Annotated in this window: 14 protein-coding genes; 9 read left to right on the top strand and 5 right to left on the bottom strand. The window is 70.5% G+C overall.

Annotated features, from left to right (window positions below):
• Window positions 1-35: 35 nt before the first annotated feature.
• The 3 genes from NI17_RS01700 to NI17_RS01690 form a co-directional block, all read right to left on the bottom strand.
• Complete coding sequence (locus NI17_RS01700; RefSeq protein ID WP_068694094.1) at window positions 36-746, bottom strand: metallophosphoesterase family protein; 711 nt, start codon at window positions 744-746, stop codon at window positions 36-38.
• A complete protein-coding gene (locus NI17_RS01695; RefSeq protein WP_068694096.1) occupies window positions 743-1,564 on the bottom strand; it encodes a nucleotidyltransferase in 822 nt (273 codons plus the stop codon). The genes NI17_RS01700 and NI17_RS01695 overlap by 4 nt, the downstream gene beginning before the upstream one ends.
• 125 nt (window positions 1,565-1,689) lie before the next feature.
• Window positions 1,690-2,751, bottom strand: coding sequence for an SDR family NAD(P)-dependent oxidoreductase (locus NI17_RS01690; protein WP_068694098.1), 1,062 nt, complete (start codon window positions 2,749-2,751; stop codon window positions 1,690-1,692).
• Window positions 2,752-3,099: 348 nt separating this feature from the next.
• Between NI17_RS01690 and NI17_RS01685 the strand changes: the two genes are divergently transcribed.
• Entirely contained in the window at window positions 3,100-3,939 is an 840-nt protein-coding gene (locus NI17_RS01685; protein ID WP_068694100.1) for a SigB/SigF/SigG family RNA polymerase sigma factor, read from the top strand.
• 54 nt (window positions 3,940-3,993) lie between these two features.
• Here the strand turns inward: NI17_RS01685 and NI17_RS01680 are convergent, their stop codons facing one another.
• Window positions 3,994-4,254 (bottom strand): MerR family transcriptional regulator, encoded by a 261-nt coding sequence (locus NI17_RS01680; RefSeq protein WP_068694110.1) that lies wholly within the window; start codon window positions 4,252-4,254, stop codon window positions 3,994-3,996.
• Window positions 4,255-4,453: 199 nt separating this feature from the next.
• On the opposite strand from NI17_RS01680, the gene NI17_RS01675 reads away from it, so the two are divergent.
• From NI17_RS01675 to NI17_RS01655, 5 genes are all read left to right on the top strand, one after another.
• Window positions 4,454-5,362 carry a manganese catalase gene (locus tag NI17_RS01675; RefSeq protein ID WP_068694102.1) on the top strand — a complete coding sequence of 303 codons (909 nt, stop codon included), beginning with the start codon at window positions 4,454-4,456 and terminating at the stop codon, window positions 5,360-5,362.
• A gap of 175 nt (window positions 5,363-5,537) precedes the next feature.
• Window positions 5,538-6,713 (top strand): zinc-dependent alcohol dehydrogenase, encoded by a 1,176-nt coding sequence (locus tag NI17_RS01670; protein ID WP_068694104.1) that lies wholly within the window; start codon window positions 5,538-5,540, stop codon window positions 6,711-6,713.
• Window positions 6,714-6,885: 172 nt separating this feature from the next.
• The gene (locus NI17_RS01665; protein WP_119267524.1) at window positions 6,886-8,406 is read left to right on the top strand and encodes a hypothetical protein; all 1,521 of its coding nucleotides are present in this window, start codon (window positions 6,886-6,888) and stop codon (window positions 8,404-8,406) included.
• Between the two features lie 664 nt (window positions 8,407-9,070).
• A complete protein-coding gene (locus tag NI17_RS01660) occupies window positions 9,071-9,982 on the top strand; it encodes a cutinase/poly(ethylene terephthalate) hydrolase (protein WP_243597587.1) in 912 nt (303 codons plus the stop codon).
• A gap of 588 nt (window positions 9,983-10,570) precedes the next feature.
• On the top strand, window positions 10,571-11,500 hold the full coding sequence (locus NI17_RS01655) for an alpha/beta hydrolase family protein (protein ID WP_243597586.1): 930 nt from the start codon (window positions 10,571-10,573) through the stop codon (window positions 11,498-11,500).
• Between the two features lie 118 nt (window positions 11,501-11,618).
• On the opposite strand, the gene ctaD is transcribed toward NI17_RS01655, so the two are convergent.
• Window positions 11,619-13,286, bottom strand: coding sequence for an aa3-type cytochrome oxidase subunit I (ctaD, locus tag NI17_RS01650; protein WP_119267846.1), 1,668 nt, complete (start codon window positions 13,284-13,286; stop codon window positions 11,619-11,621).
• Window positions 13,287-13,468: 182 nt separating this feature from the next.
• On the opposite strand from ctaD, the gene NI17_RS01645 reads away from it, so the two are divergent.
• The 3 genes from NI17_RS01645 (at window position 13,469) to NI17_RS01635 (ending at window position 15,448) form a co-directional block, all read left to right on the top strand.
• Entirely contained in the window at window positions 13,469-13,939 is a 471-nt protein-coding gene (locus NI17_RS01645) for a MarR family winged helix-turn-helix transcriptional regulator (RefSeq protein ID WP_234401589.1), read from the top strand.
• A gap of 188 nt (window positions 13,940-14,127) precedes the next feature.
• Window positions 14,128-14,520 (top strand): hypothetical protein, encoded by a 393-nt coding sequence (locus NI17_RS01640; protein ID WP_234401588.1) that lies wholly within the window; start codon window positions 14,128-14,130, stop codon window positions 14,518-14,520.
• A 97-nt stretch (window positions 14,521-14,617) separates the two neighbouring features.
• Window positions 14,618-15,448, top strand: a complete 831-nt coding sequence (locus tag NI17_RS01635) for an NAD(P)H-binding protein (protein WP_068687896.1) — start codon at window positions 14,618-14,620, stop codon at window positions 15,446-15,448.
• Window positions 15,449-15,902: the final 454 nt, after the last annotated feature.

The raw sequence follows: 15,902 nt of genomic DNA, 5'->3' as shown, positions 1-15,902 counted from the left end.
CCCGCCTGTTGTCCGCTGTCTGGCTTCCTCCCCGGTCATTCGATGCGGTACACCCCGTAGGGGCGGCCCAGGACCGGCAGCGCGACGTTGCGCACCCGGACCCCTCCCGGCGTCATCCCGAACTCGGTGCCCCGGTGGGCGTGTCCGTGCACCGCCAGGTGCGCCTCCGCCGTGTCGATGGCCTCGGCCAGCAGGTAGCTGCCCAGAAAAGGGAAGATCTCCGGCGGCTCACCGGCCAGGGTGTCCTTGACCGGCGCGTAGTGGGTGAGCGCGACCGTGATGTCGGCGTCCAGTGGCTTGAACGCCTCCCTCAGGCGTTCGGCGGCGTCCCGCGAGTGGCGGACGAAGCTCTTCATCTCGGGTTCGCCGAACTCCGAGGCGCACTTGCCCGCGAACCCCATGGCGAAGCCCTTCACCCCGGCGACACCGAGCCGTCCCCCCGGGCAGTCGACGATCGTCCCCTCGCCGTCCAGGACCGTGATCCCCTCGGCCCGCATCAGTTCGGCGATCTTGTCCTGGGAGTCGGACTGGTAGTCGTGGTTGCCGAGGACCGCTATGACGGGCACGGGCAGGTCGCGGAACTCCTCGGCCACCACCCTGCCCTCGTCGACTGTGCCGTGCTTGGTGAGGTCCCCCGCCAGCAGCAGCACGTCGGCGTCGTCGGCCAGACCGCCGAGCCGCTGCCGGTAGCGTCCGCGCATCTCCCCGTCCAGGTGCACATCGCCCACCGCGGCAACGGTGATCATGTCAGTCGCTCCTCTCGGACCGGGCCGTCGAACCGGACCACGGACAGCTCGTCATGGACCCGGTACTCCGGCATCCGCTCCCGGGCCACCTCCAGAACCCTGTCGCGGCGTCGTGAGCAGGTGACCTGGCCCGACAGGTAGATGTCGTCCTCCACCACGCGCACCCGGATTCCCTGCTCCGCGGTGCGGGGGTCCTCCGCCAGCGCCTGCTGGAGGTGGCCCGCCACGTACTGCGGCGGCTCGTGCGGCATTCCGCTCTCCTTTCCGCTGATCACGCCCAGTCGGCTCAGCAGCACCAGGAACGCCCGCGCATACGGCGACCCCCCGGTCTCGACGCACACCCGCGCCCAGTCCACCTGTTCGCGCAACGCCCGGGCGGTGACGAGCGGTCCGGAGAAGTCGCACTCGTGCTCGGTGAAGGCGCGCAGCCGCATGATCATCAGGTCGGTGGCGTCCAGCACCGGAACGTGCACCGAGTTCACCTTCAACAGCGTGGCCCGGTCCAGCATGGCGGACGTGATCGGGACGTCGGCCGGACTGTGGATGAGGTCCACCAGGATCTCCCCGTCGTAGGCCTTGACCAGCCAGTCCTCCACGGCGTCGGTGGGTCGGAGCCCGGCCTTGGCGAGAACCTCCAGGGCGCGTTCGGCGTCCTCGGGCAGCACCGCGAAGTCGACGTCGTGCCGGGAGGGCGGGGCTCCCCGGGCGAACGCCGCGAATCCTCCGCTCAACGCGAACGGCACCCCGTCGGCCTTGAAGGCACCGGCGACGCGTTTGAGCGTGGTCAACAGGTCCTGGATCTGCGGTTCGTGCTCCATCGGGTGCCCCTCCCGCGCGGATCGGGCGGTGACGTGGTGAACCCCCAAAGCCGCGTGATGCTGCGTGGTTTCCTCCGCTACCGCCGCCGAACCGCTTCAAACCCGCCGCCCCGTGGGGCCCGGCGTCACCGGCGCGCGTGTCGACCGGAGTCCCGGGGTTCGGGGACGCGGCCGTGCTCCGCGCCGGGCAGTTGGTTGAGGTCGCGGCTGGCCCGGTCGTTGAGCCGGGTGAGCAGCCGCATCCCCCACCGGTCGGCGCGGGGCGCGGCCTCCAGACCGCTGGTGGGGCCTTCGGCCCCCGGTCCCGGCAGCACCCGGTTCGCGGCGCGCAGCAGCGTCTGGGTGAGTGACGGCGCCACGCCGTGGACGGCCATGGCGACGCGCGCCTCAAGGGTCAGGGTGAGGTGGTGGCGCCCGTCCCGGATCGCGTTGACGATCCTGCGTGCGGCGCGCTTACTGTTCATCGACACCGGCGGCACTGCCGCGAGCAGGGAGAACCAGGCGTACTCCAGGCCCGGCCGCCCCGCGTAGAAGGCGCGGCGGGGCGATCCGGTGCGCATCAGGCCGGGAACCACGGTCAGCACGCGGATGCCGTGGCGGGCCAGTTCCGCGTCGAGCCCCTCGGAGAGGCCGACCTGCGCGAACTTGGCGCAGGCGTAGGTCAGCAGGTGGGGCGGGCTGATCTTGCCGCCGATCGAGGTGATGTTGACCAACACCCCGCCGCCCAGGTGCGGCCGGGTCTCCTGGGTCACGTACAGGGACGCCCAGAACATGGTCCGCATCGCGTCGTCGAACTCGGCCTCGCCCAGCGAGTCCAGTGGGGCGCTGTGGATGATCCCGGCGTTGTTGACCACGATGTCGAGCCCTCCGAAGCGGGACACGGCGTCGGCCACCATGGCGTGCACCTGGTCGCGGTCGCGCAGGTCGCAGCGGACGGCGTGGGCCTGGACCCCGCGGTCGCGCAGGTCCGCGACCGCCTTGTGCAGTTCGTCGCCGTCGCGGGCGCACACCACGACACGGCAGCCCCGTGCGCCCAGTTCGCGGGCGAGCAGCAGGCCCAGTCCGCGGGAGCCGCCGGTGATCAGCGCCGTACGGCCGTCCAACGGGAACCGGTGGGCGCGCCGGGCCGCGTACCCCGCGACCGCCACGGCCCCCGCCAGTGCCATCAGTGCCGTGCGTCCTCGCATACCGCCTCCCCGGTCGTCCGTAGCCGCTGGGGAAACCCACTCACCGATCCGGCCCGTCCCAAACCTCGGCGTGTTGTCCCTGGGCAAAACAACTTCCCGGTTTCGGCCGCGTCTGTTCCCCTTGCGTGATCTCTTGCTTACAGTGGGTGGCGAATCCGGGTCCAAATGCGGACCTAAATCCCATCCGCCACTTCGGCCCGATTTCGCCGGAAGAACGGCACCGGAGACCACCCGGTGACCCGCTCTGGACCAGAAACGGCGACGGCACCGGGCGGAGCGGGCCGTCGTCGTCACGCCCGTCCGAAGTGCGCAGACCACGCACCATGACCCTGCGGGGGACGTTTCGCAATGTCCGTTTCGGTTTCACACAGCGGTTGCGGCGCCAGCGGCAGACGCGGTCGCCGCGGCCCGTCAACCCGCCATGCCGACGAAGCCTACCTGCGCCAGACCCGCGAACTGCTCGACGAACTCGACCGCGTCCGCGAGAATCCGGACGCCCGCGAACGCATCTACCTCAAGCTGACCGAACTGCACGCTCCCGTGGCCCGACGCATCGCGCGCCAGTACCGCAACCGCGGCGAACCCGAGGAGGACCTGCGCCAGGTCGCGATGGTCGGGCTGTACAACGCCATCCGCAACTTCAACCCCGCCTACGGCAAGGAGTTCATCTCCTACGCGCTGCCGATGATGACCGGCGAGGTGAAACGGCACTTCCGGGACCGCACGTGGGCGATCCGGGTACCGCGCAAGTACCAGGAGCGGCGCGCCGAACTCAACCGGGTGACCGCCGAGTTCACCCAGCAGCACGGGCGTTCGCCGACCGTGCGGGAACTGGGGGAACTGCTGGAGATGGGCGAGGAGGAGACCCTCGAGCTCATCGACGCCGCACGCGCCTACAGCACGCTCTCCCTGGACGTGCCCTTCGGCCCCGACGACGACGGCGCCACGCTGGGCGACACACTCGGCGGACTGGACGACGCCCTGGAGCGGGTCGTCGACCACGCGGCGCTGCGTCCCGCACTGGCCGCGCTGTCTCCCCGCGACCGGCGCATCCTGCTGCTCCGGTTCGCCGGGGACAAGACCCAGGCGCAGATCGCCGAGATCGTGGGGCTGTCGCAGATGCACGTGTCACGCAGGCTCGCGGCCATCCTGGCGACCCTGCGCAGCCAGCTCGTGGGGGAGCACTGACACGGGAGGTTTCCGACGTCAGCGGGGACGCACCGATTCCCCGTTGACGTCGGCTCACTCCGCCGGTTCCGGCCCGGAGTCGAGGACGTAGCCGATCGTGGTGAAGTCGACGCCCTGGTCGAGCAGTTCCACCACGCGGCGCAGCCGGACGACGTCGGTGTCCCGGTAACCGCGGCTCCCGTCGGGGCGACGGATCGGTGACACCAGCCCCCTGTTCTCGTACAGCCGGACCGCCAGAGGCGAGACGCCCACGCTGTCGGCCACCGCGCGCAGCGACCTCAGCCCCGGCTCGGGCGGTGTCGAGGTGTTGGCCATGGTGGTCCCCTTCCCGATCGATTCGGTGTTCTCGGCACCGTCGCTGACCACAGAAGCCGCCGTGAAACCCGAAGAGTCGACGGAAAGCTTTCACCATCCCTGGCACCTCCGCGTTCCTTCGCCGATCTGCCGGGTAGCCGTCGCCACTCCGGACTCCTGCGGCCGGGCAGGGGTCCGTCCCACTCGGAAGGGAGCAGGGATGTTCCGTCACGACAAACGCCTGCAGTTCGAAGCCAAGCCCGAGAAGCCCGACCCGCTGTTCGCGATGAAGCTCCAGGAGCTGATCGGCGGGGCCTTCGGTGAGATGACCGTGACCATGCAGTACCTCTTCCAGGGGTGGAACTGCCGCATGGAGGGCAAGTACAAGGACCTCATCATGGACGTGGCCACCGAGGAGATCGGCCACGTGGAGATGCTGGCCACGATGGTGGCGCGGCTGCTGGAGGGCGCCCCCTCCGAGACCACCGCCGAAGCGGTGAGGGACCCGGTGGTGGCGGCCGTCGTCGGCGGGATGAACCCCCAGCAGGCGATCGTGTCGGGAGGCGGCCCCGTTCCGGCCGACTCGGCGGGCACCCCCTGGAACGGCAAGTACATCGTGGCCAGCGGCAACCTCCTCGCCGACTTCTACGCCAACGTCGCGGCCGAGGCGCAGGGGCGGCTGCAGACCGCGCGGCTGTACAACATGACCGACGACCCGGGCGTGAAGGAGATGCTGAAGTTCAACCTCGCCCGCGACACCGTGCACCAGAACATGTGGCTGGCCGCCATCGAGGAACTCAAGGAGGACGGGCTGGAGGGCACGGTCGCGCCCACCGCCCTGTTCGACGAGGAGAACCAGACCCACGCCAACACCATCTGGGGGCTGTCGGAGGGGAGCACGGCCGCCCAGGGCCGCTGGGCGCAGCGGCCCGCGCCCGACGGTCAGCACGAACTGCGCTACCTCGACAACCCCGACCCGCTGGGCGGCCCCGCCTCGGCTCCGCCGCCCGACCCGAAACTGTACGGAACGTTCGCCGGAGTACCCGGTGAGGGGTCGGCCAAGGGCGCCCAGCGCGCCCCCGGTCCTCGCGAGAGCCTGACCGACAAGGTCAAGGACGTCTTCGAGTAGGCCCACCCGCGACGGGAGGCCGTGCCTCCCGTCGGCGCACCGGTGCCGGACCCGTCCGGGTCCGGCACCGGTTCTCCCACGATCGCGGAAAAGATTCCGCTTCGGGGTGATTGACGGCGCCGTTTCCGGTCACCTGTGCACAACGCGACCGGACACGCGGGAGGAGAAGACCCGAATGCGAGCCCTCACCTGGCACGGACCGCGCGATGTGCGCGTGGAGACCGTGCCCGATCCGACGGTCCAGGAGCCCACCGACGCGGTCATCCGCGTCACCAGTACCGGACTGTGCGGCTCCGACCTGCACCTGTACGAGGTGATGGCGCCCTTCATGAACGAGGGCGACATCCTCGGCCACGAGCCGATGGGCGTGGTGGAGGAGGTCGGCGACGAGGTGACCGACCTGCGCCCCGGCGACCGGGTCGTGGTGCCGTTCCAGATCGCCTGCGGCCACTGTTTCATGTGCGAGCAGGGACTGCAGACCCAGTGCGAGACCACCCAGGTCCGCGAGAAGGGCATGGGCGCCGAGATCTTCGGCTACACCAACCTCTACGGCGCCGTCCCCGGCGCGCAGGCGGAGTTCCTGCGCGTTCCGCACGCCGACTACGGCCCCGTCAAAGTCCCCGAGGGTCCGCCCGACGACCGTTTCGTCTACCTCTCCGACGTTCTGTCGACCGCGTGGCAGGCCGTGCGCTACGCCGAGGTCCCGCCCGGCGGGAGCCTCGCGGTGCTGGGGCTGGGCCCCATCGGCGACATGTGCTGCCGGATCGCCCAGCACCTCGGTATCGAACAGGTCTTCGGCGTGGACCTGGTGCCCGAGCGGATCGCCCGGGCCGAGAAGCGCGGAGTGCAGACCTTCGTCTTCGGCGACGACGTCGTCGAGGCGATCCGGGACCGCACCGACGGACGCGGTCCCGACTCCGTCATCGACGCCGTCGGTATGGAGGCGCACGGGGCGACGGTGGTCAAGACCGTGCAGCGCATGACGTCGCTGCTGCCCAAGGGATTGGCCGCCAAGGCCATGACCACCGCGGGCGTGGACCGGCTCACCGCCTTCCACACCGCCATCGACCTGGTCAGACGCGGGGGCACCATCTCCCTGACCGGGGTCTACGGCGGCACGGCCGACCCGCTTCCCATGCTCACCCTGTTCGACAAGCAGATCCAGTTGCGCATGGGGCAGGCCAACGTCCGACGCTGGATGGACGAGATCATGCCGCTGCTCATCGACGACGACCCACTGGGTGTGGACTCCTTCGCCACCCACCGGCTCCCCCTGTCCGACGCGCCACGCGCCTACTCGGCGTTCCAGCGCAAGTCCGGCGGGATGGTCAAGACGCTGTTCCACCCGTGACCCGTGCGGGGCCGCGCGCCGCGGCCGCCGTCGGCGGAGCGCCCGTCGGCCGCGGCGCCGCGCGGGACGACCGAATCCGCTCCGGGGAGTCGGGCGTGCCGTCTCCCGGGGCTGACTGACCGCCGCGCCCCGCGTTCCCTCCGGCATCTGCCCGTCCGACCGAGGAGAGACCGTGTCATCCGTACTCAGGACTTCCCCGACCACCGCGGAGCCGGACCGAGCGCCGAGAGGGCGGGGACGGCGGCTCCCCGAGGGGGCGTGGGCGCTGGGCGCGGTGTGCGCGGGCTTCGCCGCCGTGGGCCTCACCCTGGTGCCGCCGTGGCTGGGGCTCGGCTGGGACGAGATCGTCTACGCCAGCCAGTACGACCCGCGCAATCCCGCGGCCTTCTTCAGCGCTCCCCGTTCCCGGGGCGTCTCACTGCTGACCGCGCCGGTGGTGCTGGTGACCGACTCGGTGGTCGCGCTGCGGCTGTGGCTGGCGGTGGCCGCCGCCGCGGCGATGTTCGCGGCGTTCTGGCCGTGGCTGCGGCTGTGGCCGCGCGGTTCGGTGGCTCCGCTGGCGGCGCTGGGCTACGCGAGCCTGTGGGTGAGCCTGTTCTACGCGGCCGCGGCGATGCCCAACCACTACACGGCGATGGCCGCCGTGGGCGCGGTCGGCTGGCTCCTGGTGGCGGTGCGCGAACCGGGGTCCCGGTCGGCGCTGGTGGCACTGGCGGCGATGCTGGCGGTGGCCGGGCTGATGCGGCCCAGCGACGCCTTCTGGCTGACCGCGCCCCTGGGGCTGGCCGTGCTGGCGGTTCCGGCGTGGCGCCGCCCTGCGGTCGTCGCGGCCGTCGTCCTCGGCGCCCTGGCCGGTGTGGGGCCGTGGCTGGCGGAGGCGGAACTGGCCTACGGGGGCGTGTGGGAGCGGCTGGACCGGGCCTCGGAGATCCAGGGCGGCACCGGGTGGACCTTCAGCCTGGGGTATGCGCTCAACACCCTGGACGGGCCGCTGCTGTGTCGCCCCTGCGACGAGGACCTGGTGCGCTGGCCGGCCCTGCTGTGGCCGATCGCGCTGTCGGCGCTGGCGGTGTTCGGGGTGGCGACCGCCCACCGGGTGGGACGGCCCGCTCTGGGATGGCTGCCCGTTGTCGTCGCGGCGTCGATGTCGTTCACCTACCTCTTCCTCATCTCCTACTCGGCCCCGCGCTTCCTGCAGCCGACCTACGCCCTGCTGATGCTGCCCGCGGCGGCCGGACTGGCCTACTCGTGGGCGTCGGTACGCCCGAGGCTGCGTCCCGTGCTGGGCGCGGGCCTGGCCGTGGCGGTGGTCGGGCACCTGCTCATCCAGGGAGTGATCCTGACACACTGGGTCAACACCCATGTGGTGGCGCGGGAGGACTACGAGCGGCTCGCCGGTGAACTGCACGCCGCCGGGCTGCGTCCGCCCTGCCTGCTCACCGGGGACGAGGCCATCCCGGTCGCCTACTACACGGGGTGCGCCTCGGCCGCGCCGTCGGGCAACAACACCACGCACACCCTGGACGAACTGCTCGCCCTGGGCCGCACCGTCCCGTTCGGCCTGCTCGCCAAGGACGGCGACCCGCCCGACTGGGCCGCCGACTGGCGCGCCCTGCCGCTGGGCCCCGACGACGATCCGCGCGCCTGGGTGCTGTACGTGCCCGAGTGGAGCCCGGCGGCCGCGTCCGAGTGATCCGGGCGGGGCCTCCCGGCGGGGCGTTTCGGGCCGGGGGCGGGCGGCGGAGTGGCGCCCTTTCCTCCGTGAAATACCCTCCGAGTGCTTTTCTTTCCGGTATTTCCGGTTTCTCCCGCTGATGGCCAACGGTTTCCTGGGAGCCCTCCCACCCCTGCCCGCTCCTTCGGTCCCCCTCTTCCTCTTCCAAACCACCCACTCTGAACAGGGGTTTTCCCTACACTGGTGATTTCACGGATGCGCCGTAATCAAGCGGTAGCGAATAGTTGCGATGCATCCGAGACAAGGAGTTGATAAACACCGGATTTCCCCAGTACAACCCCCTCGGGCGGGGCCGACCGCAACGGCCCGGAGCCCCGAGATCCCTCCCGAGATCCCTCCCGACGTCCTTTCCGGATCGGATTCCGTCCGTTCCGACGGCGGTGGAGCCGCGCCTCCCGATCTCCTCCCCGGGAGGCGCGGCTCCGGTGAGTCCGTGCCGTTCGGTTCCCCACGGCGAACGGCACGGAGGAACCCCTGACACCGGGTGACCGGGACGTCGGTCTGCGCGCCGCCCGGACGGCGCCGCCCAACCCCCTGTTGTGAGGCGGAGGACCGCATCTGTCGACACGCGCCGCGTGCGACTCCGGTGCGGCCCCGCCCATGGACGAAAAGGAACACGAGAATGTCCAGCACCTCCCCCCGGCAGGCCTCCTCGGCCCTGTCCCGCCTCGTTCGGGTCGCTGCCAGGACCGCCGTGGCCGCCACGGCTGTCGCCGCCACCGTGGCCGTCGCCTCCCCCGCACAGGCCGCCAACCCCTACGAGCGCGGCCCCAACCCCACCAACTCCAGCATCGAGGCGCTGCGCGGCCCCTACTCGGTCAGCGAGGACAGCGTCTCCTCGCTGGTGAGCGGTTTCGGTGGGGGCACGATCTACTACCCGACCGGCACCAACGAGACCTTCGGCGCGGTGGCGATCTCCCCCGGCTACACCGGCACCCAGTCCTCCATCTCCTGGCTCGGTCCGCGCCTGGCCTCCCAGGGCTTCGTGGTCATGACCATCGACACCAACACCACCCTGGACCAGCCGGACAGCCGCGCCAGCCAACTGGACGCCGCCCTGGACTACATGGTCAACCGGAGCTCCTCCACGGTGCGCAACCGCATCGACTCCAGCCGCCTGGCGGCGATGGGCCACTCCATGGGCGGCGGCGGCACCCTGCGCCTGGCCGAACGCCGCCCCGACCTCCAGGCCGCCATCCCGCTGACCCCCTGGCACACCGACAAGACCTGGGGCAGCGTCCGGGTCCCCACCCTGATCATCGGAGCCGAGAACGACACCATCGCCTCGGTCCGCTCCCACTCCGAGCCGTTCTACAACAGCCTGCCCGGCTCACTGGACAAGGCCTACCTGGAACTCGACGGAGCGAGCCACTTCGCCCCGAACCTGTCCAACACCACCATCGCCAAGTACAGCATCTCCTGGCTCAAGCGGTTCGTGGACGACGACACCCGCTACACCCAGTTCCTCTGCCCCGGACCCAGCACCGGCCTGTTCGGCGAGGTGGAGGAGTACCGCTCCACCTGCCCGTTCTAAGGACGCCGGCTTCCTTCTCCCTCCCCTCGGGAGGGCCTCTCCCCCTCACCCCGATGGCGGTCACGTTCCGTGGCCGCCATCGGCCTTTCCGCCATCGGTACGCGGCTCCTCCGCCCTCCCACGGGGCGCCGGTCGCCCCGCACCGGCTCCGGCCTCGCACGGCAGCCGCCGCCCCGGCCACTCGGACACACTGGTGGTTTCACGGATGCGTCGTAATCGAGCGATGACACATAGTGGCAACGCAGCCGAGATAAGGAGCTGATAAACACCGAGTCTCCTTCCGCGCTCGCCGAGCGGCACACCGTCCGGGAGACGCGCGGTACCCGCCCCGTCCATCGGTCGTGAAGGTCACGCCTCCCGCCTCCTCGCCGGGGAGGCGCGGCTCCGGTGAGTCCGGGCCGTTCGGTTCCCCACGGCGAACGGCACGGAGGAACCCCTGGTACCGGACGCGACGAGGACAGGCCGGTTCCGCATCCCCCGAGCGGCACCGCTCACCCCCCTGTTGTCAGGTGGCGGACCGGGCCCGTCGACACGCGCAGTGTGCGGCCCAGGCCCGGTCCCCGCCCAGAGACGAAGAGGAACACGAGAATGTCGATCACCACCCCCCAGCGGGACACGTCGCGGTCGGCGCTGTCCCGCCTCGCCCGGACCGCCGCCAGGACCGCCGCCAGGACCGCCGTGGCCGCCACCGTCGTCGCCGCCACCGTGGCCGTCGCCTCCCCCGCACAGGCCGCCAACCCCTACGAGCGCGGCCCCAACCCCACCAACTCCAGCATCGAGGCGCTGCGCGGCCCGTTCCGGGTCGACGAGGAGAGAGTGTCCCGTCTGCAGGCGCGCGGTTTCGGTGGGGGCACGATCTACTACCCGACCGACAACAACACCTTCGGCGCGGTGGCGATCTCCCCCGGCTACACCGGCACCCAGTCCTCCATCTCCTGGTTGGGTGAGCGGCTGGCCTCCCACGGTTTCGTGGTCATGACCATCGACACCAACACCACCCTGGACCAGCCGGACAGCCGCGCCAGCCAACTGGACGCCGCCCTGGACTACATGGTCGAGGACTCTTCCTACTCGGTGCGCAACCGCATCGACTCCAGCCGCCTGGCGGCGATGGGCCACTCCATGGGCGGCGGCGGCACCCTGCGCCTGGCCGAACGCCGCCCCGACCTCCAGGCCGCCATCCCGCTGACCCCCTGGCACACCGACAAGACCTGGGGCAGCGTCCGGGTCCCCACCCTGATCATCGGAGCCGAGAACGACACCATCGCCTCGGTCCGCTCCCACTCCGAGCCGTTCTACAACAGCCTGCCCGGCTCACTGGACAAGGCCTACCTGGAACTCGACGGAGCGAGCCACTTCGCCCCGAACCTGTCCAACACCACCATCGCCAAGTACAGCATCTCCTGGCTCAAGCGGTTCGTGGACGACGACACCCGCTACACCCAGTTCCTCTGCCCCGGACCCAGCACCGGTTGGGGCAGCGACGTCGAGGAGTACCGCTCCACCTGCCCGTTCTAGGAGGAACCACGGCAGACCCCTCCCACCGACGGCGGCCGCGCTCCGCGGCCGCCGTCGGCCTTTGCGAACGGAGCGGTGGACGCGCCCGGAGGAACCGGCGAGCGTGTCCCGGCCGCCGTCACCTCCGTGTGGGAGTCTGCTGCTCGGCGGTGACGGCGGCGTAGGGGTGGTGCAGGTCGAACGCGGGGCGTTCGGAACGGATGCGCGGCAGCGAGGTGAAGTTGTGCCGCGGCGGCGGGCACGAGGTCGCCCACTCCAGGGAGCAGCCGTGGCCCCACGGGTCGTCCACGGTGACCTTCTTTCCGTGCCGGGCGGTGTACCAGGCGTTCCAGAGGAAGAACAGGGTCGAGACGCCGAGCACGAACGAGGAGACCGTGGAGATCTGGTTGAGCAGGGTGAAGCCGTCGCCGGGCAGGTAGTCGGCGTAGCGGCGCGGCATGCCCTCGGCGCCCAGCCAGTGCTGGACCAGGAAGGTGCCGTGGAAGCCGACGAACAGCGTCCAGAAGTGCCACCTGGCCAGCGCCTCGTTGAGCATCTTCCCGGTGAACTTGGGCCACCAGAAGTAGAAGCCCGCGAACATCGCGAACACCACGGTCCCGAAGAGGGTGTAGTGGAAGTGGGCCACCACGAAGTAGGAGTCGGTGACGTGGAAGTCCAGCGGCGGGGACGCGAGCATGACCCCGGTGAGGCCGCCGAACAGGAAGGTGACCAGGAAGCCGATGACGAACAGCATCGGCGACTCGAAGGTGAGCTGGCCGCGCCACATGGTGCCGATCCAGTTGAAGAACTTCACGCCGGTGGGCACCGCGATCAGGAAGGTCATGAACGAGAAGAACGGCAGCAGGACCGCGCCGGTGGGGAACATGTGGTGCGCCCACACCGTCGCCGACAGTCCCGAGATCGCGATGGTCGCGCCGACCAGGCTCTTGTAGCCGAAGATCGGCTTGCGGCTGAACACCGGCAGGACCTCGGTGACGATGCCGAAGAACGGCAGGGCCAGGATGTAGACCTCCGGGTGGCCGAAGAACCAGAACAGGTGCTGGTAGAGGATGGGGCCGCCGTGCGAGGGGTCGTAGACGTGCGTGCCGAGGACCCGGTCGGCGAACAGGGCGATGAAGGCCGCGGTGAGCACCGGGAAGGTGAGCAGCACCAGGACGCTGGTGAGCACCACGTTCCAGGTGAAGACCGGCATGCGGAACATGGTCATGCCGGGGGCGCGCATGGCCAGCACGGTGGTGACGAAGTTGACGGCGCCCAGCACCGAGGACAGGCCGGTCAGCGCCAGCCCCATGATCCACAGGTCGCCGCCGAGTCCGGGCGAGCGCACCGCGTCCGACAGCGGGACGTAGGCGAACCAGCCGAAGCTCGCCGCGCCGCCGGGGGTGACGAAGCCCGCGAGAGTGATCAGTCCGCCGAACAGGAGCAGGTAGTACGCCAACTGGTTGAGCCGGGGGAAGGCGACGTCGGGCGCGCCGATCTGCAGCGGCACCAGGACGTTGCCGAAGCCCGCGAACAGCGGGGTGGCGAACAGGAACAGCATCACCGTGCCGTGCATGGTGAACAACTGGTTGTAGGTCTCGTTGTTCATCAGCTGCATGCCGGGGAACATCAGTTCGGCGCGGATCAGCAGCGCCATGATGCCGCCGACGACGAAGAAGCCGAACGAGGTGATCAGGTACATGTACCCGATGACCTTGTGGTCGGTCGACGTCAGCCAGCTGACGATCCTTGACCCGGGACGTGCCCGGACAGACGGCTTCGGAGCCGTCGTGACCTGTGTGGCCACGATTCATCTCCCCTTCGGGTCGACCGCCTGGCGTCCCTGGGTGCCCGGCGGAGTCCGCCGGGACGCGCCGCGCTCCAGACAGGCGAGTACTGACAAAGAATTAGCACGCAAAAATTTAGTGCCCTAATTACTTGTAAGATGCTACACAGGGCCCAGAGGGGGTCTCACTGGGGGTGAGGACTGTGAGCGGCGACTCCGGCATCGGCGATCCGCTGGCCCTGGAGAACCAGGTCTGCTTCGCGTTGACGATCGCGGCGCGCAACGTCGTCGCGCTCTACCGCCCCGTTCTGGCACCGCTCGGCCTGACCCACCCGCAGTACCTGGTGATGCTGGCGCTGTGGCAGTCCGCCCCCCTGTCGGTCAAGGAGCTGGCGGGTCTGCTGGAGCTGGACTCCGCGACCCTGTCCCCCCTGCTCAAACGGTTGGAGGCGGCGGGCCTGGTGCGCCGGGAGCGCGACCCCGAGGACGAGCGTCGGCTCGTGGTGACCCTCACCCCCGCCGGCCGGGAACTGCGGGAGCAGGCCAGGGAGGTTCCCGAGCGGATGATGCGGCTGCTGGACATGGACGCCGACGAACTCCGGCGACTCAACGCCGTGCTCGGCCGCCTCAGCACGGCGGCGGCCGACGCGGACCTCTCCGCGGACGGCTCCTGAGCGCCGCACCCCGCCCCTCTTCCCCGGAACACCCGCTCCACGTCTCACCGGCCCCTCCTTCGAAGCCCCCGCTGTCAGCGCCCCGAATCCCCGGGATAACATCCACGCTATCAATTAGTGCGCAAATGATTTGAGCACTAAGTCCTTGAACGGGTGGGACTTTCGGCCCGGTGGGTAGAGGGGTCCCGATGGGAGGCAAGAGCATGGTGAACCGGCTGTCAGGAACGACCACCGCCGCCCGGAAGCCGCTGCACAAGGGGTTCGTCTTCTGCGCCTTTCTGGCGGTTCCCGGGCTGATGACCGGCTGGCTGTGGTCCGGCCATCCGCTGTGGGTCATCGCCGCCGGAGTGGTCGTGGTCCTCACCTTCGTCATGACCGCCCTCGCCTACCGGGAGGGCGGACCGCACCAGCGGGTCGTGGAACTGTACGGCGGTCCCCTGGACGGTGAGCGTCTGGACCTGTCCAGCCTCACCGAGGAGCAGATCGCCCGGGGAGTCACGCTCCCCGCCCGCCACGGCTCCGGCAGGTCCCGCTACGCCCCGGACCCCTCGGGCGTCCTGCGCCACGTCGGCGACGCCTGAGCGCGTCGTCCGGCGCACCAGTGCCTCGGACGATCACGCATGGGGACGAGAGTCCGACGCATTCTCCGTCCGGGCCGACCGCGGTTGGCTGGGGTCCATGACGAACGACAGCCACATCACGGTCATCGGCGGCACCGGCAAGGTCGGCCGCAGGGTCGCCGCCCGACTGCGGGAGCGGGGCCACGAGGTGCGCGCGGCGTCGCGCGCCGGAACGACCCGGTTCGACTGGACCGACCCGGACACCTGGGCACGGGCCCTCGACGGGACCGCGGCCGTGTACATCACGCCCTACGACGCGGGGGACGCCGAGATGTTCCGCGCGTTCACCGAGACCGCCGTCGCCTCCGGCGCGCGCCGCCTGGTGCTGCTGTCCGCGCGCCAGTGGCGCGACCTGGGCGTGGAACCGGCGCTGGTGCGCGAGGAGATCGTGCGCGACTCCGGGACGGCGTGGACCGTCCTGCGTCCGGTCTGGTTCGCGCAGAACTTCGGCGAGGAGCCGTTCCTCGCCGACGGCGTGGCCGCCGGGGAGGTCGTCCACGGTGTCGGCGAGGGCCGCCACGCCTTCGTCGACGCCGAGGACATCGCCGATGTCGCCACGGCCGCACTGGTCGAGGACGGGCACGACGGACAGGTCTACGAACTGTCCGGGCCGCGCGCCCTCTCCCTGGAGGAGGCGGTCGCGCAGATCGGCGCCGCGACCGGCCGCGAGGTCCGCGCGGTCGCGGTCTCCTCCGAGGAGTACCGGCGGTTCCTGGAACGCTACCTCCCCGCCGAGGTCGCCGCGGAACTGGTGCAACTGTTCGACTTCATCCGCAGCGGCGCGGACGCCCGCCTGTCCGACGGCGTGCAGCGCGCCCTGGGCCGCGAGCCGCGAGCCTTCGCCGAGTACGCGAAGACCGCGGCCGCCTCCGGAGTGTGGGACCGCTGAGGCCGCCCCTGTGAGGGTCTGTTCCGGTCACGGTCGCTTTCCCGGTGGCTGTGACCGGAACCCCGCGGTACTGTACGCCGTAGATTACAAATCCTCCCAAAGTGCCGTACAAGCCAACACACCCCCGCGATCCGGCCGGCTTCCTCGCCTGGGCAAGCCGCCCCGCGTCGGCGAGGCGACGCGGCCGCGGCACCGCCAACGCCATCACCTCGCCCCGGTGGCCGACCTCCGCGCAGCGCCCCGCCAGCGCACCCCCGGTGTCGCGGAACACGTCGTGGACGACGGCTGTGTCGGCCTCGTCCGTTCCGTGCGCGGCCCTCCCGGGGAGACGTCGGTCCGGTGTCCACCACAGGCTTCGGGCATCCGCGCCGGTTCCGCGTTCGGACACCGCGGACCAGGACGGCCTCAACCGGAAGACTCATCGCTTATTGACGATGCTATCCATCAGTGACGA

It is taken from the genome of Thermobifida halotolerans (genome assembly GCF_003574835.2).
Classification (GTDB): domain Bacteria; phylum Actinomycetota; class Actinomycetes; order Streptosporangiales; family Streptosporangiaceae; genus Thermobifida; species Thermobifida halotolerans.
This window is presented reverse-complemented; position numbering and strand designations above follow the sequence as displayed.